The following is a 24,386-nucleotide window of genomic DNA, read 5'->3' on the forward strand; positions in this document are numbered from 1 at the left end:
CCCTATACCTTATTCCCTATTCCTATGGATATATTTGTTTTTTTAGAAATCTTTAGCCTGGAAGGAGGTATCCAATCCTATGTTAAAGATATTCTCAGCAGTTATACACAACTGTGCGCTCAAGACCCCGATCAAAGGGCTGAAGTTTACCTGTTGCGAGATAAAGCGGGATGTGATAATCCTTTTGAGGGTGAACCGGGTCTGAAGTTTTATTACTTCAAAAAAGAACAAGCTTGGTTAGGTCGAATTCATTTAGCCAGTACGCTCTTTCTTCATTTACTCCAAAAACGACCCCGTCGCGTGTTTTGTGGCCATGTGTATTTAGCGCACTTGATACAACTGTTGTGCAAACCTTTGGGCATTCCTTATACGGTATTAACCTATGGTAAAGAAGTGTGGGAACCTTTAGCGCCGAAATATTACAATGCCCTCCAAAAAGCGGAATGGGTTTGGACGATTAGCCGTTATAGTCGAGATCGGACGAGTATCAATAATCAAGTCGATCGCCAGAAATTTGAGCTGCTTCCCTGTGCGATCGATGGGGATGTGTTTACCCCAGGGCCTAAAAATCTGGAGTTAGTGCAAACTTACCAGCTAGAGAATGCCAAAGTGTTGATGACTGTTGCTCGGTTGTGGAGTGGAGATATTTATAAAGGGGTTGATGTGACTATCCGAGCGTTGCCTAAAATTGCCCACGCTATCCCAGATGTGAAGTATTTGGTGATTGGACGGGGAGACGATCGCCCCCGGTTAGAGAAATTAGCTGAGGATCTGGGGGTGAGCGATCGCATCGTCTTCGCTGGTTTTGTGCCTGATGAGGCCCTTGTCGATCACTATCGTCTTGCCGATGCTTATATTATGCCATCCCAAGAAGGCTTTGGTATTGTATATCTTGAAGCGATGGCTTGCGGTGTATCCGTATTATCAGGGGATAATGATGGTTCCGCCGATCCCCTGGAAGATGGGCGTTTGGGGTGGCAAGTCCCCTACCGAGATCCGGAAGCGGTGGCAACAGCATGTATCGAAATTCTGCAAGGGGGCGATCTCCGCTGTGACGGTTCCTGGTTACGGGAGCAAGCTCTCTCTGGGTTTGGAAAACCGGCCTTTACCCAACGGTTAGCTCAACTTCTCCATAACTGACAATTGGGTAACTGAGCCATTATCCTAGGAAGAGAAAATTCCATAAGGAGGCGATCTTGAACTTAAACGATTGGAAAAAACTTCAGATTAACCTATCCGGTATTGGCTTTTGGTTAGCCCTTTTTGGGGGAATTTGGCTCTTAGGATCGGTGGGTTTGGGCTGGATTGTCCATTCAATTCTGATTCTGATTGTCCTATTGGCGATCGCCCCTGTTATTTTTCTTATTGCTCTGCGCTGGTGGTTGCAACGAAATCTGATTGAGTCCTCTTGTCCCGTGTGCCAAACCTCATTTCCGGCGTTAAATAACACTCAAGTGCGCTGTCCTGGTTGTGGGGAACCCCTGAAAGTTGCCTCTGGCAAGTTTACGCGTTTAACTCCCGATGGCACAATTGATGTTGAGGCGATCGATGTGTCTGTACAACAAATCGATGACCGAGGAAGTTAGGAATGACACGGCTTGAGGCGGTAAATCTGAAATTCATCGCTATTCTCCAGATTTTAACTGGCTTTGCTCATTGAGTTTCTCTCGTAATTCCACTTGTTCCACTAATTCCTGATTCAAGAAATAATTGAGGAATGTTCGGATAATCGAGATCGCTCCCAATTTTCCCAAACTTTCCCAACTCGGCGCAACGGTTGTCGCTAAAATATCCGCCCCTAGCTGAAACTCCAGCGCCAACGCCAACCAAGACCCCAATTTAATTCGCAGCAGTACAAAAGGAGTATCCGAATTCCCTTGTGGCATCAGCTTCATTTGAGGCAGTAGCTGGATCGCTAATCGCAGAGTTTGCACCAAACCAAGGAGAATGCAAAATACAGCGATCATCTCAAAGGCTAGTTGAATGATTCCAATGAAGCCACTAAAGGCTTCTTCAACATGATGTATCCATTTCATAGTTTCAGGTTGGTGTGGTTTTCTCCTATAGCAGAGAAAGAGTCAGTTAGGACTCCGGCTCAATATTGAAACCTATTCCCTATTCCCCATTCCCCATTCCCTAGCCCACAGCGCTATATTAACCGTTCATTCTGATTTTAAGGGCAGTCCGAATCTGAGCTTGTACCCGATCTTCGGGCAAATTGGCATCAATACGAATCATGCGCTCTGGATAGGTGTGGGACAGACTCTCAAAGCCCTGTTGGACGCGATGATGAAAGGCCAGATCTTCTTGTTCCATGCGATCGGCTGATGCCCTTTGGCGCATTCGTTTAAGTCCGGTTTCCACATCGACATCCAACCATAAGGTGACATCACTTTGGATACCTTGTGTAGCAATTTGATTGAGTTGATGGATTAAGTCTAAACTTAAACCACGACCGTAGCCCTGATAAGCAAGGGTCGAATCGGTGAAGCGATCGCATAAAATAATTTTGCCTGCCTTCAGTGCCGGTTGGATGAACGCTTGGATATGTTGGGCGCGATCGGCTGCATAGAGTAACAACTCTGGAGTATCATAAATCCAACTATCCCCCAATAACACCTCTCGTAACCGTTCACCCAAAGGTGTACCTCCGGGTTCCCTGGTGATCAGGACTTCTTGAGAGAGCCAAGACCTTAGCCAATCTGAGGTTTGCTGGATTTGGGTTGTTTTTCCTGCACCCTCAATTCCTTCAAATACAATTAACTTGCCTAACCCAGGGGAAAAACGCTCTAATGGTTCTACAATCATAGTTTTTTGGCGATCGTACCCACCTCACTCATTCTCTCGTGTCAACAAGAGAGGGAATGACTGGTAAGATGAGTTTCGATAATATAGTTAAAATTATCCGTGTTTTACGTCCGGAGTGTTTTATGGCTCGGTACACTTGTTTATTTACAGTAGCGCTTCCCAATAACAATCTCCGGCAGTCGTTGATTGAGATTCTCAAATCCTTGAATATTGAGGTTCAATACGATAGAGCCGAGTACCTCATGGGACGCGAAAAGCCTGGCAAAGTCCCTTTTGGCAAATTAGTTACCGTGGAAGTGTTGATTGATAACACAACCGCTACTGAAACGGAAATTAAAATGACCTTAGTGGCCAAAAACGAAGAGCTACCTTTACAACTGGACAATCACTGTCATCAACTGTTTCAACAGGTTAGCAAGCAAATTCAAGACAGCAGTCAATTGAAGTTGATTGATACAGTTCCTGGATAACCCGATGGCGAGTAGTGGAGTAGGGAGTGGGGCGTAGGGCGTAGGGGACGATCCCCAATGACCTGTTACCGATTACCCATGACCTATTACCCATTACCGGTACGTAGGGCTACATATCTTCTTCGCCCATCATACCGGGGCTAATTAAGGTAATATCGAATTCATCTGATGCGGGAGTTGTGACCACACTTTCCCGGACTAATAGATAATAACTAGCTCTTACTTGGGGGCCGAAGACAATTTCATCTTCATTCTTGAGGTCATGGGTGGGGACTTTTTTACCATTGACCATAATCCCGTTAGCGCTTCCTTTGCCTTTAAGATTACCGTCAACGATGCGGTAATAGTAATTTCCGTCTTCTTTGGGTAACCGGACTAGGGTCGCATGGCGACGAGAGACGAACTGGGAATATAGGCGAATATCGCTCTGTTCATGGCGACCGATGGAGTAAACCGGGGCTTCGAGTGTAAATTCTCGCCGTCCCTTATCGTCTTCAATAATGAGGAGATGATTTTGGTTAGATTGAGCAGAAGTTTCGGTCATTATTTAGATTACACCTATTCAATAACATCAATAACTTAGGGTTTAGTCCTCATTTAAGAGGTTTTAGGGAAGGGGCAAAGGACACGAAGCCTTGTTAACCGTAGATTTTGGGATTCCTTTTCTAGTTTAAACGCTCTTGATGGAGATAGTTACTCTAATTGGGCGTATTTTTAGAGAAACCATGAGTACAATCACTGGAGAATGGAAGCCCCCAGATGAGTACAACAAAGTGACAATTTTAATCGATTCTAGCCATATTGTGAAGTAGGGGCGCGAATCTGCCCACAGTAGTGTCTATTCCCTATTCCCTGGCGCGAAGGTTAGGCTGTCAAGTTGGGTAACGTCGGCGCAACAGCAGAGAGTTGGTGACGACACTGACGGAGCTAAAGGCCATGAATGCACCCGCAGTGGCTGGAGAGAGGAGAATACCGAATTGCGGCAGAAACACCCCCGCAGCTAGGGGGATGGCAAGGATATTGTAGGCAAAGGCCCAAAAGAGATTTTGGCGAATTTTGCTAAAGGTATCTCGACCGAGGGCGATCGCGTGGGGAATGTCGGCGAGCCGATCGCCGATCAACACCAGTTGTGCTGTATCCATAGCTACTTCAGTAGCACTCTGTAGAGCAATTCCCACATCGGCTTGAGCTAAGGCAGGCCCATCGTTAATGCCATCTCCCACCATGGCAACACGGGCGGATTTTTGTAACCGAGCGATCGCCTCGGCTTTGGCTTCGGGTTTCACTTCTGCCTGAATTTCGTCCTGACTCAGTCCCAGTTTTTCACCCACAGCGTGGGCGGTTGCTTGGCGATCGCCGGTTAGCATCATCACGCTTAAGCCCATCTGCCGGAGAGTTTCCAGGGTTTCCCTTGCTTGGGGACGCAGGGGATCGATAATCCCTAACCATCCAGCCCATTGGCCATTAAGGGCGATCGCTACGACGGTTTTACCCTCTTGGGCAAGTTGGTCAATTTCTTCAGTATTCGCGGGTAAAATAACATCTTGTTGCGCTAGCCATTCGGGGGTTCCTAACTGTACCCGTTGTTGCTCTACCCAGGCTTGAACGCCGTAACCGGGAAAGGTTTGGAAGCTTTCCGCCGAGGGTAAGGTGAGTTCCTGCTTTTGGGCTGCATCTAAAATAGCACGGGCGAGGGGATGGTTTGTGCCTTGTTCGACGGCTGCCGCAGTTCCCAGGAGGCGATCGCTACTCCAACCTAGGGCCGGATTGGGGATACAATCGGTGACTACGGGACTGCCTTGGGTGAGAGTTCCGGTTTTGTCAAAACTGATTACGTCGATGGCGTTCAGTTGTTGTAGAGCTTGTCCACCTTTGATCAGAATGCCTTGTTTTGCGCCAATTCCTGTACCGACTAAGATGGCGGTGGGAGTGGCTAACCCTAGGGCGCAGGGACAAGCGATGACTAAAACGGCGATCGCCAATTTTAAGCTCAGTAGGACGGGAGAATAGGGGGTTTCCCCAATTGCTAGTACATGGGGCCAAAGTTGCACGCCCAACAGTTCCCAGAAGAGAAAGGTTAACGTGGCGATCGTCATAATGCCGTAAACAAAATAACCAGCTACCGTATCGGCCAGTTGTTGAATGGGCGCTTTACGGGTTTGGGCATTTTCCACCCATTGGATAATTTGACCTAAGGTTGTATCTGAGCCAATGCGGGTTGTTTCCAGAGTGATGAGTCCGGAATCATTGACCGTTCCCGCACTAACCAAATCTCCCGCCTGCTTGGGTACGGGGATCGCTTCCCCGGTAATCATACTTTCGTTGACCGTGGTTTCTCCACCGACGACGCGCCCATCCACGGGAAAGCGTTCTCCGGGTAATACTCGCAACCATTCCCCCACTTTCACGGTTTCAGCCGCAATATCAACGGGGGTTTCATCCGGCGTTGAACCGACGGGAATCAGGTGCGCTCGTTTGGGCTGTAGGGCTAAGAGGGCACTGAGATCGGCGGCAGCTTGGCTTCTGGCTCTGGCTTCTAGGGTACGACCGAGGAGAATAAAACCCAGGAGCATCACTGGTTCGTCAAAGAAGCATTCCCATCCCGTTTGGGGAACGAGTAGGGCAATGGTGCTGGTGGTGTAGGCAGCGATCGCCCCTAAGCCGACTAAACTATTCATATTGGGGCTATTGTTCCATAATCCCCGCGCCCCTTCGATAATGATGTTTCGTCCGGGAAAGAGGAGAGCAAGGGTGGCTAAACCCCAGTGAAACGCCATGGAACTCAGAAGGGGTAAATCGTGAAATCCATGGCCGGTAAAGGATAACAGCAATAAAGAGGCGGCGATCGCCAATTCTTTTTGATGTGCTTTAAGTTCCTGTTGATACCGGTGTTGGGGAGAAAGGGAGGAATTTCCGAGATTTTCCGGCGATCGTAGTTGGCTGGGAAATCCTGATTCTGTTAGCTTTTCAGCCAATTGAGTCCCATTGACCGCGCCACTCTCATATTCTACTGCCGCTACAGCCGTCACTAAATTAACACAAGCAGACCGGACTCCTGGCTGTTGAATCAGTTGCCGTTCTACAGCTTGGACGCATCCGGCACATTTCATTCCCGTCACATCTAAGGTTAGGGTTTCGAGGGGCATCGAGTCTTGGGGGACTGGTGTTTGGGGAACGACTTGCATAGGCGGCTCTAGAACTCTCCACTACGATCTCTGGTCTAGTTTAGAGCAAGTCTATGGAACAAGAAAATTAAAAAATTCCTTCTAAGCAATAGCTCATTAACAATTCCTTCTTCCTTCCAATCTTTTTCAATATCAATTTTCTCATTTTTAATCGGAATATGAACATGAATATTTCTGATTTTCTTCTTCCCTTCCCACCCCAGAAACATCCAAAGATATTGATCGTGAGTTTCATCAAATACCAAACACCTTGCTCGAGCAAGGTTCGATGAACCAGAGATCCATTCATGATCTTCAGTTAAAATTGGTTGAATTCGAGTCTCGATCGTTTTCTAGTTGAGCGATTATAGGCTGGTGGTTTTCATTGATCTCTAGCCGATAATTTGATATAATATCAGACCGTATTTATATACAGGCTTTAACTATGCAATCTGATAATTATGAATTTGATGGTTCCCAGAATGTACTGATCGGGCAATTAGCCAGTCGCATGAAATTTGTCAGTATTTTTTTAATGATTGGTGGAGTTCTGACAGTCATCTTTGGGCTGCGCGGATCGCAAGAAGGCATCGGAGCGATGATCTCAGGAGTGGCTGATTTTTTAATCGGCATTTGGACATACCAAGCCTCTACTGCCTTTAAGCGAATTGTCGATACTGAAGGTCAGGATATAGAACACTTAATGGGTGCGTTAGGAGAGTTGCGAAAACTTTACACCTTACAATATTGGGTTTTGATCGTTACATTGGTGGCTCTCATTTTGGTCTTGGTCTTAGGTGTGTTTTTAGGATTGCTTGAGGGTTTAGGCTAGAGTGATGACGCTAAAACTAACTATAGTCAAAGTTCTATACAGGGCTTAAAGCATTCTTTACAAAATCAAGAAATCAATACTGATGCAGTATGAATTTCTGTCAAACTCCTCAATTTGAGATCGTTTGTCAACCAATTTGCATTGAGACTCTTTGCCGTTGTCACCACTATAGCATCGGGAAGCTTTAACTTGTAATTTTTACGGAAAGCGATCGCGAACTCTTTAATAGACTCTCACTTTTATTGACTATATATATAAGTGATTTATTATAGCATTTTTTTGTAGATCGAGTGAAAATATGTAGAGATTCAATGATTGAAATAAAAATAACCTTAAACTTGAAAAGCCTCCTCAATTTAACCTACCGTTAAATTGAGGAGTGCCAATCATAAAGTGTTATTTACAGAAGATTCTACGAGTAGGAGCGATCGCCCTGTAAACTAAACTAGGAACTTACTCTGGTTCCCAAGTTAAACCGAAAAATCAGTCTATGGCAACAACATCAGCAGGCGATCGCCCATTACCCTCCTGGAACAATACTCAAGCCGACTATCCCCAAGATAAGTGCATCCATCAGTTATTTGAAGCCCAAGCCGAGCGAACCCCTGACTCGGTGGCTGTTGTATTCGAGTCTCAACAACTAACCTATAGGGAATTAAACGCCAAAGCCAATCAACTGGCTCGCTACTTGCAAAGGTTGGGAGTCGGACCAGAGGTATTGGTGGGTCTATGCGTCGATCGCTCCTTGGACATGGTAGTGGCTATGTTGGGAATCCTCAAAGCCGGTGGCGCTTATGTACCCTTAGACCCGGCCTATCCAGCAGAGCGTTTGGCTTTCATGCTCGCGGATGCTAACCTGTCAATCGCAGTCACTCAAGAGAAACTAGCATCAGGACTGCTGAATTCGAGCGCCCAGGCAACGCCTTTTGAGATCGTTGGCTTGGACAAAGACTGGGAGAAGATATCGCAGCAGAGTGCAGAAAATGTAAATAGTACCATTCATTCTGACAACCTAGCCTACATTATCTACACTTCAGGTTCTACTGGAAAGCCAAAAGGCGTACAGATTACCCACAAGAGTGTGGTTTGTTCGCTCGACTACACTTGCAAGTATTTTGAACTAACAGAGTGCGATACCTTAGTTGCAGTAGCTAGTATTTGCTTCGATACCTCAGTAATGGAAATTTACTCTCCCCTGAATGTAGGGGCACGTCTGGTAATTGCAAGTGACGAAGCTACCAAAACCGGAAGGATATTAGCGCAGTTACTGACCTTATCCGGCGCTACCATTATGGTCAGCACTCCCTCTACTTGGCATATGGTGCTAGAAGCTGAGTGGGATGGTAACAAACAGTTCAAAATAATTTGTGGTGGCGAAGCCCTATCGCGAAATCTAGCCAATCGGTTGCTAGAAAAAAGTTCTTACTTATGGAATTGCTACGGACCCACAGAAACGACGATATATTCAACTACATGCCAAGTTAGCCCGGGCGAAGGTTGCGTCCCCATTGGAAAACCAATTGATGGTGCCGAGGTTTATATACTCCTAGAATCAGGAAAGCCAGCTCCTACAGGAGTTCCTGGAGAATTACATATTGGCGGTGCGACACGTCTGGCACGAGGTTATCTTAGCCGACCGGAACTCACTGAAGAAAAATTTATTCCTAACCTATTTTGTACGGGCGATCTCCTTTACAAAACAGGTGACTTAGCTCGCTACCTACCAGATGGCAACATTGAGTACCTAGGTCGGATCGACGACCAAGTAAAAATTCGCGGCTTCCGCATCGAACTGGGAGAAATTGAAGCGGTACTGCTCGAACACCCCGCCGCGAGCCAAGTTGTCGTAGCGGCGAGGGAAGATATAGCTAACAACAAGCGCCTAGTAGCTTATGTTGTCTCTTCCTTGTCCGATCCATCAAAAATAACTGTCGAAGAAGAGCAGGTTAAGCAATGGGGTAAACTATGGGATGAAGCCTACAAAAAGCCAGCAGAAGAGTGGGATTCTGCTCTCCACATTGGTGGCTGGAACGATAGCTATACCAAAAAGGCATTGCCGACCATCCAAGTGCAGGAGTGGGTGGACTGTACGGTAAAACGCATTCTCGCTTTGCAGCCGAAACGAGTGCTGGAAATCGGTTGTGGAACGGGGATGTTACTATTTCGCATCGCACCCCACTGCAAGCATTATTGGGGCACCGATGTTTCTGTAGAAGCAATCCGTTATGTCCAGCAAGAGATTAAGGACAAAACTTTAGCACCGAACGTGACGCTGCGTGCAACTCCAGCAGACGACTTGGAGGGAATAGATGCTGGCTTGGATACCGTAGTAATTAATTCGGTCATTCCCATGTTTCCCAGCATGGACTACCTCGTTCGCGTTTTGGAAAAGGTTGCCACTTTAGTCAAGCCTGGAGGTGCAATTTTTGTTGGAGATGTGTTGAGCAGACCGTTGCTAGAAGCATTTCATACCTCAGTGCAGTTGTATCAAGCCCCTGACTCTCTATCTACAGCGGCACTGCAACACGACATCCAGGAACGAATAGCCAGAGAAAAAAGATTAAATATTGACCTAGAATTCTTCGCAGCCCTAAAAGAGCATTTGCCGCAAATCAGTCATGTAGAAATTCAACTCAAGCCCGGCTATTCCCAAAACGAACTGACTCGCTTCCGTTATGATGTGGTTCTCCATATAGGCAAAAAAGCGCCCGCTTCCAATGCTCCAATTTATCTAAACTGGCAGCAAGATAGTTTGACCATAGCCGCCGTTCGCCAACAACTTCTAGAAGCATCCCCAGAAATGCTCGTAGTCGCTGGCGTTCCCAACCCCCGGACATGGGCAGATCTGCAAGCAATAGAATGGCTCGCCAGTCCCGAATGTCCCGAAACTGTAGGGGAACTGCGTCAAAATATTTCTCAAGCAGGAATTGAGCCGGAAGACTGGTGGCAATTGCAGTCCGAGGTAGATTATCGAATTAACGTTACTTGGTCTAGCAATACCAGCGAGGCTTACTATGATGTCGTATTTGTCCGCAAGGATAGCAACATTATTCCAGACAGCAGCATTATTTCGCCTCAAGAAACCCCTCAGCAAAACGAACCCAAACCTTGGAGTGCTTATGCCAATCTGCCCTACACCGGCAGCAAACCCAGTCAATTAATCCCTCAGTTGCGCCAGTTCCTGCGAGAAAAACTGCCGGATTATATGGTGCCATCGGCGTTTGTCCTTCTGGACGAACTCCCCCTGAACCCCAGTGGAAAAATTGACCGGCGCGCCCTGCCCGCACCCGATCGCTCCCGCCCGGTTCTGGATGTAGAGCTGGTATCGCCGCGAACTCCCACAGAAGAAATTATCGCCGGAATTTGGGCAGAAGTATTGAGCCTGGACGAACTCGGAGTTTTAGACAATTTCTTTATGCTGGGGGGCGACTCCATCCAAGCGACGCAACTGGTATCGCGCGTACGCGATACCTTTGGTGTAGAGCTGTCATTGCATCAGTTGTTTGAATCGCCGACAGTGGCAGAATTAAGCGAAACCCTCTCAGGCGCTTCTCGCCAAAAATTGGCCCCGATCCAACCCGTGCCGCGAGATGGAGAAATGCCCCTATCTTTTGCCGAGCAACGCCTGTGGTTTCTGGATCGCTTGCAGGAAAAAAGCATCGCCTATAACGAGCAAGAGGCTTTGCGCTTGACGGGTTCGCTTTCTGTAGAAGCGCTACAAGGGGCGTTGCAAGAAATAGTGCGCCGTCACGAAAGCTTGCGGACAAATTATCAAGCAGTTGATGGCTCTGCGGTGCGAACGATCGCGCCGGAACTGGATTTGCATATTCCCACGATTGACTTACAGCATTTGTCACCAGAAGAACAGCTATCCCAAGTACAGCAATTGAGCGATCGCGAAAGCGAGCAACCCTTTGACTTAGCCAACGATCCTTTGCTTCGAGTAACCCTATTGCGGTTAGGGACTGATGACCATGTATTATTGCTGGGGATGCACCACATTATTACCGATGGCTGGTCGATGGGGGTATTTGCCAACGAGTTGGAAGCATTCTACGGAACCCAAGTGTTGGGCTTGCCCTCACCGTTAGCCCAACTGCCAATCCAATATGCCGATTTTGCTTGCTGGCAGCGGCAGCCGGCGATCGCAGAAATACTTTCCCCACAACTGTCTTACTGGAAGCAACAGCTCGCAGGAGTTCCTCCTTTATTAGAACTGCCGACAGACTATCCCCGCCCGACGGTGCAAACCTCGCGAGGGGGCAAAGAGTTTTTCGAGTTTGACTTTGAATTCACCGAACGACTCAAGCACCTGAGTCGAGAAAACGGAGTGACTCTCTTTATGACGCTGTTTGCCGCCTTTAGCACCCTACTATATCGCTATAGCAGCCAGCCCGATATAGTTGTAGGCACGCCGATCGCCAACCGAAATCGCAGCGAAATAGAAGCAGCGATCGGCTTTTTTGTCAATACGCTGGTGTTGCGATCGCGCTTTGAGGGCAATCCCAGTTTCGTTGAATTATTGGCTCGGGTACGGCAGGTATCTTTGGATGCCTACACGAACCAAGATTTGCCCTTCGAGCAGTTGGTGGAGGCACTGCAACCCCCGCGCACTCTCTCGCACTCGCCCGTATTTCAGGTGATGTTCGCCTTGCAAAATGCGCCTCGGAAACCTGTGGAATTACCGGGATTGAGTTTTAATTGGTTGCCTTTGGAAACGGCAAAAGCCAAGTTTGACTTGTTCCTGTCGATGGAAGAAACAGAAGCGGGATTAATTGGCTACTGGGAATACAATCGCGATTTGTTCGAGCCAGGAACTATCCGCCGCATGATGGGACATTTCCAGACTGTGCTAGTGGCAATATTGGCAAACCCAGAGGCGCGAGTTGGCGAATTGCCCTTGCTGAGTGCAGCAGAGAGCCACCAGTTGTTAGTAGAGTGGAACGATACTTTTGCCGAATATCCCCAGGAAAAGTGCATCCAGGAGTTGTTCGAGGAACAAGTAGAGCGGACTCCCGATGCCGTAGCAGTAGTTTTTGAGGAGGAACAACTAACCTATCGGGAGCTGAATGCGAAAGCAAACCAATTGGCGCGATATTTGCAAGGCTTGGGAGTCGGGGCAGAGGTGCTGGTAGGGATATGCGTAGAGCGATCGCTCTCTACGATCGTAGGATTGTTGGGAATTCTCAAAGCAGGTGGTGCTTATCTGCCTTTAGACCCGAATTATCCATCAGAACGAATAGCCGATATACTGGCAGATGCTGGAGTTTCGATGTTATTAGCGATAGGAAAAGGAGTAGTCCCACCGCAGAACCAAACCCAAGTCATATGTCTCGATACGGCTTGGGAAGAAATCGCCAAACAGAGTGAAGGAAATCTGCCGATCTCGGTAACGGTAAATAACTTAGCGTATGTCATCTACACATCAGGCTCTACGGGCAAACCAAAAGGAGTTGCGATCGAACATCGCTCTATTTTGAATCTGGCGCGGGCAATCGAAGGAGCGATCGCAGCCACAAGTGACGAGCCTCTATGTAAAATCACTTTAAATGGGCCTTTATTTTTCGATACTTCAGTAAAACAAATCGTACAACTCCTGTACGGTCGCACACTTTATATCGTGCCGGAAAACATTCGATTGGATTCGAGGCGCTTGTTATCCTACCTACTCGATTGCCAAATCGACCTGTTTGACTGTACCCCATCCCAACTCAGACTGCTTGTGGCGGACGGATTCCTAAACAGCGATACCCCTCCTAAGTATGTGTTAGTGGGAGGAGAACCGATTGATGAATCCACTTGGACTGCTTTGAGACAGGCTAAAAGTCGTCAATTTTATAATCTTTACGGACCGACTGAATGCACGGTAGATGCAACGGTTTGTGCTTTAGGAAAGACTGGCGATACGCCCACGATCGGTCGTCCCATTGCCAATACCCAAATTTATATTCTGGACAACTATCTCCAACCCGTCCCTATCGGCGTACCGGGCGAACTCCATATCGGCGGCGCGGGTTTAGCGCGAGGTTATCTGAACCGTCCCGAATTAACTGAGCAAAAGTTTATCCCCAATCCTTTTAGCGACGAACCCGGTTCGCGCTTATACAAAACTGGCGATAAGGCGCGCTATCTTCCCGATGGCAACATTGAATTTATCGGACGCATCGACAATCAGGTGAAAATCCGAGGTTTCCGCATCGAACTGGGGGAAATCGAAGCAACGCTGACTCAACACCCAGAAATCCGTGAAGCCGTGGTTATGGTTCGCGAAGATACTCCAGCAGATAAACGACTTGTCGCGTATATCGTCACCAAAGAAGAAGTGACATCCGCCGATTTGCGCAGTTTCCTGAAAACTAAGCTCCCTGACTACATGGTTCCCAGTGCATTTGTCTTTTTAGAGGCAATCCCTCTAACTCCCAATGGCAAATGCGATCGCGAAGCGTTGCGGATGCAATATCGCCGCGCCCTACCCGCACCGGATACAGAACATCGAGAAGAAGGCGCGATCGCCCCCCGCACTCCCACCGAACTGCACCTGTCCCAAATTTGGTCGGAAGTTCTCAGTATTCCCACCGTGGGAGTCCGAGACAACTTCTTTGAATTGGGCGGTCATTCCCTGTTAGCAGTACGCTTGATGGCTCGCATCGAACGGCACTTTGGTCAAAATCTGCCTCTGGCCACTCTATTTCAAAGCTCTACGGTTGAGGAACAAGCAAAACTTCTGGATTCGGATCAAGATTTTCAGCTCGGATCTCCCCTAGTGAACATTAAGTCGGGGGGAGAGGGAGCGCCACTGTTTTTGATTCCTCCCAGCAGCGGCCAAGTCTTATTTTATCTAGACTTAGTTCGCAATCTGGAAACCGAGCGACCGATTTACGGTTTGCAATTGCCCGGTTTAAACGGAGAACGAGAACCGATAACTTCCCCAGAAGAACTAGCGGCGTTTGCTGTCCGAGAGATAAAAGTAGTGCAGCCGCACGGACCTTATTATCTGGCAGGTTTTTGCGTGGGAGGTCTCTTAGCATTTGAAATCGCCCAACAGTTAAAGCAGCAAGACGACACTGTAGAATTGCTCGCAATGATAGAAACTCACTCTCCCAAGTTACATAAACTTCTCAACGATCGCATGGCAGAAGAAAACTTAGGATATGAGATCCTGTATGCAATCGGTTTTGCTCAAGAACTCAGCGCTAGTTCTGGCAAACCCTTATCCGTGTCTCCTCAACAATTGAAGCGTCTGAACTTGGAGGAGCAGTTGGAATACATCCTGGAACAGGCAAAGCTCCAGAATATTATCCCCTCAGAGGTAGGAGTACAGCAGATGCAAAACCTGTATCGAGTTTATCACGCAACGGGATGGGCAACCTATGACTATCAGGCGCGACCCTACCTTGGTGCAATTCACCTGTTCAATGCCAGTCAACCTTCGATGGAACTTGACACTGATGCAACTCTGGGTTGGAAAGATTTAGTTAAAGGTCAAATCGAAGTTCATCAGATTCCGGGGGATCATTATTCTATTATTCGCGAGCCAGGTGTCGGTCTTTTAACTCAAAAGTTAGCAGTCTGTCTGAGATGATGCAGCAGCCTCACCTCTGGGTTCTCGCCCAAAAGTTGGCAGCTTGCTTGAATTAGGTTAAAGAGCGATCGCAGTTAAATTGAAAAGCTAAATTGAGCAAAAATAATTGACGCGATCGCCCTTTACGCTACTTTAGAGATTGCCAACCCAGCTCTTTCCTGGCAGGTTGCTCCACAATCAAGAGGAGCATTAAGACTATTCTCTCAATCTCTAAAAAGCCGCTCTCTTGTCTTCATCCCATCCATCAATTCACGGGGTTTTCAGCATATCTCTGATAATGATATATAGCAGAGAAAGGGAGAGTTACGACATTTTCTATTGCCTCTTGCCTCAAACCATAACCTCACTGTCCTAATCAACTCTTTCACTGCTATAGCAAAAATATTTATGTTCGCTGACAAAACACTTAATCGCCCCATCGGTATAGTCTTTGAGGAACAAGTATGGAAAGCTCCCGATCGGGTGGCGATCGCCAGCAACAATCACCAATGGACTTATCAAACCTTAAACAGTCGTGCCAATGCAATAGCCAATGATATCCTCAAGAGTTGCGACAATGGTTTAGAGAGAATCGCCCTACTGCTAGAACATGACGGGCCAGCGATCGCCAGTATCTTGGCAGTCCTCAAAGTTGGCAAAACCTATATTCCCCTCGATCCAACCTATCCCAGTTCCAGACTGAAATCTATTGTGCAAGATTCCCAACCCCAAATTATCTTGACCAATAATAGAAACTGGGATTTAGCACAAAAGATAACTCAAGCAAAAATAGCGATCGTCAATATCGATAATCTAGAGTATGCAACGACTGTCTCTAACCTCGTATTGTCAATTTCTCCAGAAACACCAGCCTATATTCTCTACACATCTGGTTCGACAGGAGTTCCCAAAGGAGTCGTGCAAAATCACCGCAACATTCTCCATTTCATCAGAGCTTATCGTAAAACGATTCATCTTTCGAGTTCGGACAAACTCACCCTGCTATCTTCCTATAGTTTTGATGCCGCAATAATCGATATATTTGCCGCCTTGCTAAATGGAGCAACCCTATGCTTATTTGACCTAAAGCAAGAAAAAATCACAATTTATCACTCAACCCCAACAGTTTATCGGCAATTAATCGATATTTTGAACGAAAATAGTCAAGCGGTTCGGACTGAGCTAGACTCAATTCGTTTAGTAGTATTGGGAGGAGAAGCTGCCTTAACAACAGACTTTGAATCCTATAAAAAATATTTCGCTCCAGACTGCCTATTGGTAAATTTGATGGGATGTTCTGAATCGTCCTTCAACTTCCAATATACCCTAAACAAGGAAACAGAACTCAGCGATCGAGGCTTACTTCCAGTCGGTTATCCAGTTCCAGAAACAGAGTTATTATTGCTCGATGAAGCAGGAAATCCTGCACTTGACTCTGGAGAAATTGCCATTCGCAGCCCCTATATAGCCTTGGGATACTGGCAAAATCCAGAACTAACAAAAGTCGTATTTCTACCCGATCCAGAAGGCAGAAAACAGTGCATTTATCGCAGCGGAGACTTGGGTAGATTAAGAACAGATGGGGTATTAGAGTTTTTAGGACGCAAGGATTTTCAAGTCAAAATCAGAGGGTTTCGCGTCGAACTTGGAGAACTCGAAGCCACTCTCGGGCAGCACCCAAAGGTACTATCCTCCGTAGCAACTAGCTCCAAAGAGAGTCCGGGGAACCTGTATTTAGTCGCTTATATAGTTCCCGATCGCCAACGGGTCCCAACTATAAGCGAATTGCGTAGCTTCTTGTCGGAAAGACTGCCAGACTACATGATGCCAAGTGCGTTTGTCATGCTAGATACTTTGCCCCTGACTCCCAACAATAAAATAGATCGTCTCGCTCTGCCAGCTCCGAAATTTTCCCGTCTCCATCTATCAACACCTTTCGTGCAACCCAGTAGCAAGAACCAAAAAGTTTTAGTAGATATTTGGAGTGCTTTGCTAAACGTAGAAGTCGGCATACACGACAATTTCTTTGAACTGGGCGGACATTCCCTACTGGCCACTAGGATTTTAAGTCGCATCCGCAATGCGTTCGATCTCGATTTACCCGTTCGTGCCTTATTTGAATGTCCAACTATTGCCGAGTTAACCCTGGCGATAGAGACACGCATTAAGGGAGACTTAGAACCAAAAAAAAATGCGATCGCACCAGCTCCGCGAAGTCAAAACTTACCGTCATCTTTTATTCAGGAAGAATTTTGGTATCTGATTCACCTAGCTCCAAATAGTGCCATCTACTATACGATTAAAGCAGCATGGCGTTTAACAGGAACTCTGAATCGAACTGCCCTAAAACGAGCCATCGCCGAAATGGTCAGCCGTCACGAAATTTTGCGCACCACATTCAAATTGACTGAGGGTTTGTTGGTGCAAGTCGTAGCTTCTTCTTTACAGATATTCGTGCCAGAAATCGATTTGCAAAACCTCTCACCAGAGGAACAATCAGAAACGCTTAAAAGATATTCCCAAAAAGAATTAGAACGTTCTTTTGACCTAGTTAACGGTCCTTTGTTCAGAGTTATGGTCTTGCAGTTGGGAGTAAAATCCCATGTTTTACTGTTAACGATGAGCCACATTATTGGTGATGCGTGGTCAACGGGAATATTTTTCCAAGAGTTGATGACTATTTACTCGGCTTTTGCCTCCGGTAAACCCTCACCTTTGCCAAAGCTGTCCGTACAATATGCTGATTTTGCTTGCTGGCAACGGGAGCGGTTAACCGACCAAATGTTAAAACCTCAGCTTGAATATTGGAAACAACAACTCTCAGAGAGTCTACCCCTTTTGGAACTTCCTACAGACCGTTCTCGGCCTTTAGAGCAGAGTTTCCGAGGAGGCAGACAATCTTTTCACGCACCCGCCGACCTGACCGAAAAACTATTGGAGTTAAGTCAGGGAGAAGGAGCGACTTTATATATGACTTTATTGGCAGCGTTGGCAACGTTGCTCTTTCGCTACAGCTCTCAAGAGGAGATTAATATTGGCACCCCAGTCAGCCAGCGAAATGTTATAGAAACTGAATCTTTAATCGGTCCATTTTTGAATGTGCTGGTGCTGGGGATTAAATTACAAAACAATCCCACTTTTCAAGATTTGCTTTCTCAAGTAAGGCAAACCGTTCTAGAAGCTTTGGTTCATCAAGAGGTGCCATACCCAAAAGTTCTAGAAACCATACAACCAGAACGGCAACTCAGCCACAATCCTCTGTTTCAGGTGATATTGGATTGGGTTAACCTACCAACGAGCAAACTAGAGCAACTAGAAACTTCTAGTCTGACAACCGAGCCACTGCTGGAAATCCAAGATATTGAGGATAAAACGACTGCGGTCGATCTATGCCTTTTGGTGTGGGAAACTGAAGGCGAATTGAACGGATATTTCCAATACAGCACGGATTTATTTGATGCGGAAACTATCTCGCGGATGGCGGAACATTTTCAGGTTTTGCTCCAAGCAATAGTGACTAATCCTGAAGTGCAAATTAGCCAACTTCTGTTGCTGACTCAGTTGGAACGCCATCAGTTGTTCGTAGAGTGGAACAATACAACGACGGAGTATCCCCAGGATCGGGGTATACATCAGTTATTCGAGCAACAAGTTGAACGAACTCCCGATGCTGTTGCAGTTATTTTTGAGAACCAGGGACTAACTTATCGAGAATTGAATGGGAAAGCCAATCAACTGGCGCGGTATTTGCAATGTTTGGGAGTCAAACCAGAGGTGCTAGTGGGGATTTGTGTAGAGCGATCGCTGGAAATGATCATAGGATTATTGGGGATTCTCAAAGCTGGTGGGGCTTATGTACCCTTAGATCCAGATTATCCAAGCGATCGCATCGCCAGCATCTTTTCTTCTTCCAAGCTCAAGGTGTTGGTGACTCAGGAAACCGTATTGACCTCTTTACCGCAACATTCTGCACGTTCGGTATGTTTAGATGCAGAATCAGAGCAAATAGCTTGGTTTAGCGATCGCAATCTCGACATAACTTCTCAACCTGAGAATCTAGCATACGTCATTTATACCTCCGGCTCTACCGGACAACCCAAAGGCGTAGAAATAGGCCACCAATCCCTTGTTAACCTGGTGAGTGCAATGCAAGTCACCCTCGGTTTCAGCAACAGCGATTCTATTCTGGCAGCTACCACGATCGGTTTTGACATGGCAGTTCCGGAGATTTATTTGCCACTGATCGTAGGGGGAAAAACGATTGTAGTCTCTAGGGAAGTGGCTACCGACGGCAAGCAGCTCTTGTCAACCTTGAAAAACTCCGGTGCTACTGTGATGCAGGCAACTCCAGTCACGGCGAAAATGCTGCTAGCGGCTGGTTGGCACAGTAGTAGTGGATTCAAAATGATTTGCGGTGGCGAAGCCGTACCGCGAGAACTCGCTGTTCGTCTGATAGAAAAAGGCGCTTGTCTCTGGAATCTATATGGTCCTACCGAGACTACAGTTTGGTCAACTGCCTGCCATCTCAATGCCTCCAGTTATTCCTCCCAGCGCCAAGAGATCGACTACTCAATTGGCACTCCCATTGCCAATACCCAAATCTATATTCTCGACAAGCATCTCCAACCCGTCCCTATCGGCGTATCTGGAGAACTCCACATTGGAGGTGCGGGGCTAGCCAGAGGCTATCACAACCATCCGGAATTAACTGCCCAAAAATTTATCCCCAACCCCTTGAGCAACGAACCTGGTTCTCGCCTTTACAAAACAGGTGATTTAGCTCGCTATCTCCCGGATGGCAACATCGAATTTATCGGACGCATCGACAACCAAGTAAAAATCCGAGGCTTCCGCATCGAACTCGGAGAAATAGAAGCCACGTTAACTCAATATCCAAGCTTGCGCGAAGCCGTGGTTGTTGTCCGTGAAGATTCGACCGGGGATAAACGCCTCGTTGCCTATATTGTTACTCAGGAACAAGTAGCGGTATCTGTTTTGCGAATGTTCCTGAAAACCAAGCTACCTGACTACATGGTTCCAAGCGCATTTGTCTTTTTAGAGGCAATACCTCTAACTCCCAACGGCAAAATAGACCGCCGCGCCCTACCGAAACCCGATGCTTCTAGTTTCGGCACTTTAACAAAAATCGTCCCTCGCACTCCTACGGAAGAACTGCTAGCCGCTATCTGGACTGAAGTATTGGGATTGGACAAGGTGGGAATAGAAGAGAACTTCTTTGAAATTGGGGGACATTCTCTGAAAGCGATGCAAGCGATATCGAGGATAAGCGATACATTTTCCGTAGATATCCCGTTAAAAAAGCTATTTCAATTACCGACAATTGCAGAACTGGCTAAAGGAATAGAAACGGATCGCACTGAGGGAAAAACTGGGTTGCAACTGCCAGCAATTGCTGTAACAGCAAGAGATACAACTATTCCCTTATCCTTTGCCCAACAAAGACTGTGGTTTCTCTATCTCCTGGAAGGGAAAAATGCCACTTACAATATTCCCGTAGCAATCCACCTAGATGGTTTTCTGAATATTGCCGCCCTACAGGCAGCTTTAGTAGAAATAGTTCGCCGTCACGACATTTTGCGCGTCACGTTTCAAGCAGAGAACGGGACTCCATTTCAAGCGATCGCCACCCCGTCTAACGGAGAATTTCCAGTTATAGACCTACAAAATATACCCGAAGCCAGTCAAGAACGCAAAGTACACCGATTCCTCACAGAAGAAGCAAGCCATTTTTTTGACATCACTACCGAACGATTAGTCCGCTTCAAGCTATTGCGTCTGAGTCCCCAGTCTAATATCCTACTGCTTACGATGCACCATATCGTCTCTGATGATTGGTCTTTGGGGGTATTCTTCCGGGAGTTACAGGTTTTATATGCAGCGTTTTCTCAACAACAACCTTCCCCTTTACCAGAGCTGCCCATCCAATATGCAGATTTTGCCATTTGGCAGCGTCAGTACTTGACTCCAGAAGTCCTGGCTACCCAAGTAAACTACTGGAAACGGCAGTTAGCTGAAATTCCGCCTCAATTAGAATTGCCAACAGACCGACCCCGCCCTTCAGTTCGGGGATTTCGAGGTGCGAGTGAGTCTTTTTCTGTACCTGTAGAATTGACGGCTAAACTTTTGCAAGTCAGCGAACAATATAGTGCGACTCTATTCATGACTCTCTTGGCAGCTTTTAGCACCTTACTTTATCGTTATAGCGGCCAAACAGATATTGTGGTGGGGTCTCCCATTGCCAACCGCGATCGCCCGGAAATAGAGTCCCTAATTGGCTTCTTTGTCAATACCTTAGTGTTGCGAACTACCTTTGCCGAAAATCCCAGTTTTGTTTCCTTGCTACATCAGTTACGAGAAACCTGTCTGGATGCCTATTCTCATGGAGATGTACCCTTCGAGCAATTGGTAGAAGAATTGCAACCCGAGCGCAACCCAAGCTATACACCCCTATTTCAAGTCATGTTTGCACTGCAATATGAAGAGGAGGAAAAGACTGGGGAAAGTTGGGAATTATCCGGATTAAAAGTCAGCCGTTTGGCAACGAATAGCGCAACTTCCAAATTTGACATGACTCTGTGGATGAGAGTAACAGAGTCAGGATTAACGGGAAGGTGGGAATACAATACCGATCTGTTTGATGCCGAGACTATCTACCGGATGGCCTTACATTTCCAGAATGTATTGGAGGCGATTGTCGCTTGTCCTGAAGAAAAGGTGGCTTTTTTGCCCTTGATGGCCCAAGCCGAACGAGATCGACTGTTGCTAGCGTCGAACAATACTCGTGCGCAATACGCGGATAATTATTGCCTTCATCAGGTCTTTGAACAGCAAGTAGAACGAACGCCAGATGCGATCGCAGTAGTATTTGAGGAAGAACAAGTTACCTATTGGGAGCTGAACGCACGGGCCAATCAACTGGCGCGTTACCTGCAAAGCTTGGGGGTAGGGCCGGAGGTGCTAGTGGGGATTTGTGTAGAGCGATCGCTCTCTACGATCGTAGGATTATTAGGAATTCTCAAAGCAGGCGGAGCATACCTACCTTTAGACCCAGATTATCCACCAGAGCGTCTCGCCTATATCTTTTCTAACTCCCAAGCTGCGGTATTAGTAACAACGCAGGAATTAACCGTCCGATTACAGGTCTTACCCGATCTCGTTGTCTGTTTAGATAGTGACTGGGAATTGATATCGAGTTGCAGCACTGACAATCTATCATCTCCAGTTCGTCCTGAGAATTTAGCATACATAATTTATACGTCCGGTTCCACAGGAAAACCCAAAGGAGTGGAAATCTGCCATCAATCTCTGGTCAACTTTCTTCGTGGGATGGCAATAAAACCCGGCTTAACTGATACTGATATTATCTTAGCCGTCACTACTCTCAGTTTTGATATTGCTGCCCTAGAGATTTACTTACCCTTAATCGTGGGAGCAAAAATAGTCTTAGCGAGTCGAGAGGTCGCTACTGACGGTCAACAACTGTTGTCCAAATTGGAGCTAGAGGGCACGACCGCGATGCAAGCGACTCCAGCAACTTGGCAAATGCTGCTAACTTCCGGTTGGCAAGGGAATTCGCACTTGAAAATACTTTGTGGTGGAGAACCCTTGTCTAAGCAACTAGCCATTCAACTTCTGGAAAAAGGCTCTTCCCTCTGGAACCTATATGGTCCTACAGAAGCGACAGTGTGGTCAACAGTTTGCCCGGTTAGTGCTTCCGATCTCATAGAGAGCAAAGAAAATGTGTCAGTGGCGATCGGTCGTCCGATCGCTAATACCCAAATCTATATTCTCGATAACTATCTCCAGCCTGTCCCCATAGGCGTACCAGGAGAACTCCATATCGGCGGTGCAGGGTTAGCGCGAGGCTATCTCAATCGCCCCGAATTAACCGAGCAAAAGTTTATCTCCAATCCCTTTAGTGACGAACCGGGTTCGCGCCTTTACAAAACCGGCGATAAGGCACGCTATCTCCCGGATGGCAAGATTGAATTTATCGGACGCATCGACAACCAAGTAAAAATACGAGGCTTCCGCATCGAACTCGGAGAGATTGAAGCAACTTTAGCCCAACATCCCAATGTGGGTGAAGCCGTGGTTATTGTTCGCGAAGATACTCCAGCAGATAAACAACTGGTCGCCTACATGGTCACTAAAGAAGAAGTGACCTCCTCTGATGTGCGCAGTTTCTTGAAAACGAAGCTACCCAACTATATGGTTCCCAGTGTGTTTGTCTTTTTAGAGGCATTGCCTCTAACGCCTAATGGCAAAGTAAATCGCCGCGCCCTCCCTGCACCAGATACAGAACAGAGAGAAAAAGGAGCGATCGCCCCCCGCACCACTACCGAACTGCAACTATGCCAAATTTGGTCGGAAGTTCTCAAGATTTCCACCCTTGGAGTACAAGACAACTTCTTTGAATTGGGGGGTCATTCCCTGTTAGCCGTTCGCTTGATGGCTCGCATCGAACGGCAATTAGGCATTCACCTACCTTTGACTACTCTGTTTACAGAACCGACAATCGAAAGCCAAGCTAATCTGCTCAAGGCAAAGAATGATATTAGCTCCCATTCCCCCTTAGTGCCGATTCAAGCTTCAGGAGAGTTGCCACCATTTTTCTGCGTGCATCCGGTTGGCGGCAACGTTCTGTGCTACGCACAGTTAGCCCGACACCTGGGCAACAACCGACCGTTTTACGGCTTGCAGTCTGTGGGGTTATCTAGCGAAAAAGAACCCTTAACCAAAATAGAGGAGATGGCAGCTATTTATATAGAAGCATTGCAGGAAATTCAGCCTCACGGGCCGTATTATTTAGGCGGTTGGTCGATGGGTGGAGTCGTTGCTTGGGAAATGGTACGGCAGTTGCAAACTTTGGGGCAAAACGTTGAGCTATTGGCGTTGATTGACAGCTATGTACCGAGCCAGAATCAAAAACCGATTGATGATGCTTTTTTGATTAATGCTCTATTGGGCGATCTCGGCGGTATATTTGGCACAGAGTTCTCAATTTCGACCCATGAACTTCATCAACTTCAACCCTCAGAACAGTTAGGTTGCATCCTCACTGAAGCTAAACGCCTGAATATTTTGCCGCGAGAAATTTCCCTGAAACAGGTGGATCGGTTGTTTGAGGTTTTCAAAGCAAACCTGAAGGCGATATACGATTATCAACCTCAGCCTTATTGGGGTCGAGTAGCTCTATTTTCAGCCAATGAACTAGAAGAAGACCGAGGGTGGAGTAGTTGGGTGACAGGGAAGTTGGAAACTTATATGATTCCCGGCGATCATTATGGGATGATGCGATCGCCCCACGTCGGGGTTCTCGCCCAAAAGCTGGGAGCTTGTTTGAATTAAGTTAAAGAGCGATCTAATATCAAGTCCAGTTAATTGGCTATGATGCAATAGTTCGCCTTGGGGAACAGGAAACAGGCAACAATGTAGGAGTGGAAACGCACTATCCATAGCGAAACTTAGAAGAATCTTTCGACTAAAATAACCTGTAATCCAGTCAGGGTAAGGAAACCAGGTCGAAG

The 24,386-nt window shown here is 46.9% G+C and carries 11 protein-coding genes; 6 read left to right on the forward strand and 5 right to left on the reverse strand.

Going from position 1 to position 24,386, the window contains the following annotated elements; all coding sequences use genetic code 11:
- Positions 1-24: 24 nt before the first annotated feature.
- Together PN466_RS17305 and PN466_RS17310 are read left to right on the forward strand one after the other, a co-directional pair.
- A complete protein-coding gene (locus PN466_RS17305) occupies positions 25-1,140 on the forward strand; it encodes a glycosyltransferase (RefSeq protein ID WP_271941553.1) in 1,116 nt (371 codons plus the stop codon).
- Positions 1,141-1,196: 56 nt separating this feature from the next.
- Positions 1,197-1,586: a hypothetical protein gene (locus PN466_RS17310; protein ID WP_271941555.1), complete on the forward strand. Its 390-nt coding sequence runs from the start codon at positions 1,197-1,199 to the stop codon at positions 1,584-1,586.
- A gap of 39 nt (positions 1,587-1,625) precedes the next feature.
- On the opposite strand, the gene PN466_RS17315 is transcribed toward PN466_RS17310, so the two are convergent.
- Together PN466_RS17315 and tmk are read right to left on the reverse strand one after the other, a co-directional pair.
- Positions 1,626-2,036 carry a DUF1622 domain-containing protein gene (locus PN466_RS17315; RefSeq protein WP_271941558.1) on the reverse strand — a complete coding sequence of 137 codons (411 nt, stop codon included), beginning with the start codon at positions 2,034-2,036 and terminating at the stop codon, positions 1,626-1,628.
- A gap of 118 nt (positions 2,037-2,154) precedes the next feature.
- Positions 2,155-2,808: a dTMP kinase gene (gene tmk / locus PN466_RS17320; RefSeq protein WP_271941561.1), complete on the reverse strand. Its 654-nt coding sequence runs from the start codon at positions 2,806-2,808 to the stop codon at positions 2,155-2,157.
- Between the two features lie 56 nt (positions 2,809-2,864).
- On the opposite strand from tmk, the gene PN466_RS17325 reads away from it, so the two are divergent.
- On the forward strand, positions 2,865-3,278 hold the full coding sequence (locus tag PN466_RS17325) for a hypothetical protein (RefSeq protein WP_313898632.1): 414 nt from the start codon (positions 2,865-2,867) through the stop codon (positions 3,276-3,278).
- A gap of 109 nt (positions 3,279-3,387) precedes the next feature.
- On the opposite strand, the gene PN466_RS17330 is transcribed toward PN466_RS17325, so the two are convergent.
- From PN466_RS17330 to PN466_RS17340, 3 genes are all read right to left on the reverse strand, one after another.
- Positions 3,388-3,822, reverse strand: coding sequence for an FHA domain-containing protein (locus tag PN466_RS17330; protein ID WP_271941564.1), 435 nt, complete (start codon positions 3,820-3,822; stop codon positions 3,388-3,390).
- A gap of 328 nt (positions 3,823-4,150) precedes the next feature.
- Complete coding sequence (locus PN466_RS17335) at positions 4,151-6,463, reverse strand: heavy metal translocating P-type ATPase (protein ID WP_271941566.1); 2,313 nt, start codon at positions 6,461-6,463, stop codon at positions 4,151-4,153.
- 35 nt (positions 6,464-6,498) lie between these two features.
- A complete protein-coding gene (locus PN466_RS17340; RefSeq protein ID WP_313898643.1) occupies positions 6,499-6,789 on the reverse strand; it encodes an element excision factor XisI family protein in 291 nt (96 codons plus the stop codon).
- Positions 6,790-6,887: 98 nt separating this feature from the next.
- On the opposite strand from PN466_RS17340, the gene PN466_RS17345 reads away from it, so the two are divergent.
- The 3 genes from PN466_RS17345 to PN466_RS17355 all read left to right on the forward strand — a co-directional run bounded on the left by PN466_RS17345 (position 6,888) and on the right by PN466_RS17355 (position 24,207).
- The gene (locus PN466_RS17345) at positions 6,888-7,274 is read left to right on the forward strand and encodes a hypothetical protein (RefSeq protein WP_271941569.1); all 387 of its coding nucleotides are present in this window, start codon (positions 6,888-6,890) and stop codon (positions 7,272-7,274) included.
- Between the two features lie 490 nt (positions 7,275-7,764).
- Positions 7,765-14,856, forward strand: coding sequence for a non-ribosomal peptide synthetase (locus tag PN466_RS17350; RefSeq protein WP_271941571.1), 7,092 nt, complete (start codon positions 7,765-7,767; stop codon positions 14,854-14,856).
- A gap of 387 nt (positions 14,857-15,243) precedes the next feature.
- A complete protein-coding gene (locus tag PN466_RS17355) occupies positions 15,244-24,207 on the forward strand; it encodes a non-ribosomal peptide synthetase (protein ID WP_271941573.1) in 8,964 nt (2,987 codons plus the stop codon).
- Positions 24,208-24,386 lie beyond the last annotated feature (179 nt).

Source organism: Roseofilum reptotaenium CS-1145 (genome assembly GCF_028330985.1).
Taxonomy (GTDB): Bacteria; Cyanobacteriota; Cyanobacteriia; order Cyanobacteriales; family Desertifilaceae; genus Roseofilum; species Roseofilum reptotaenium.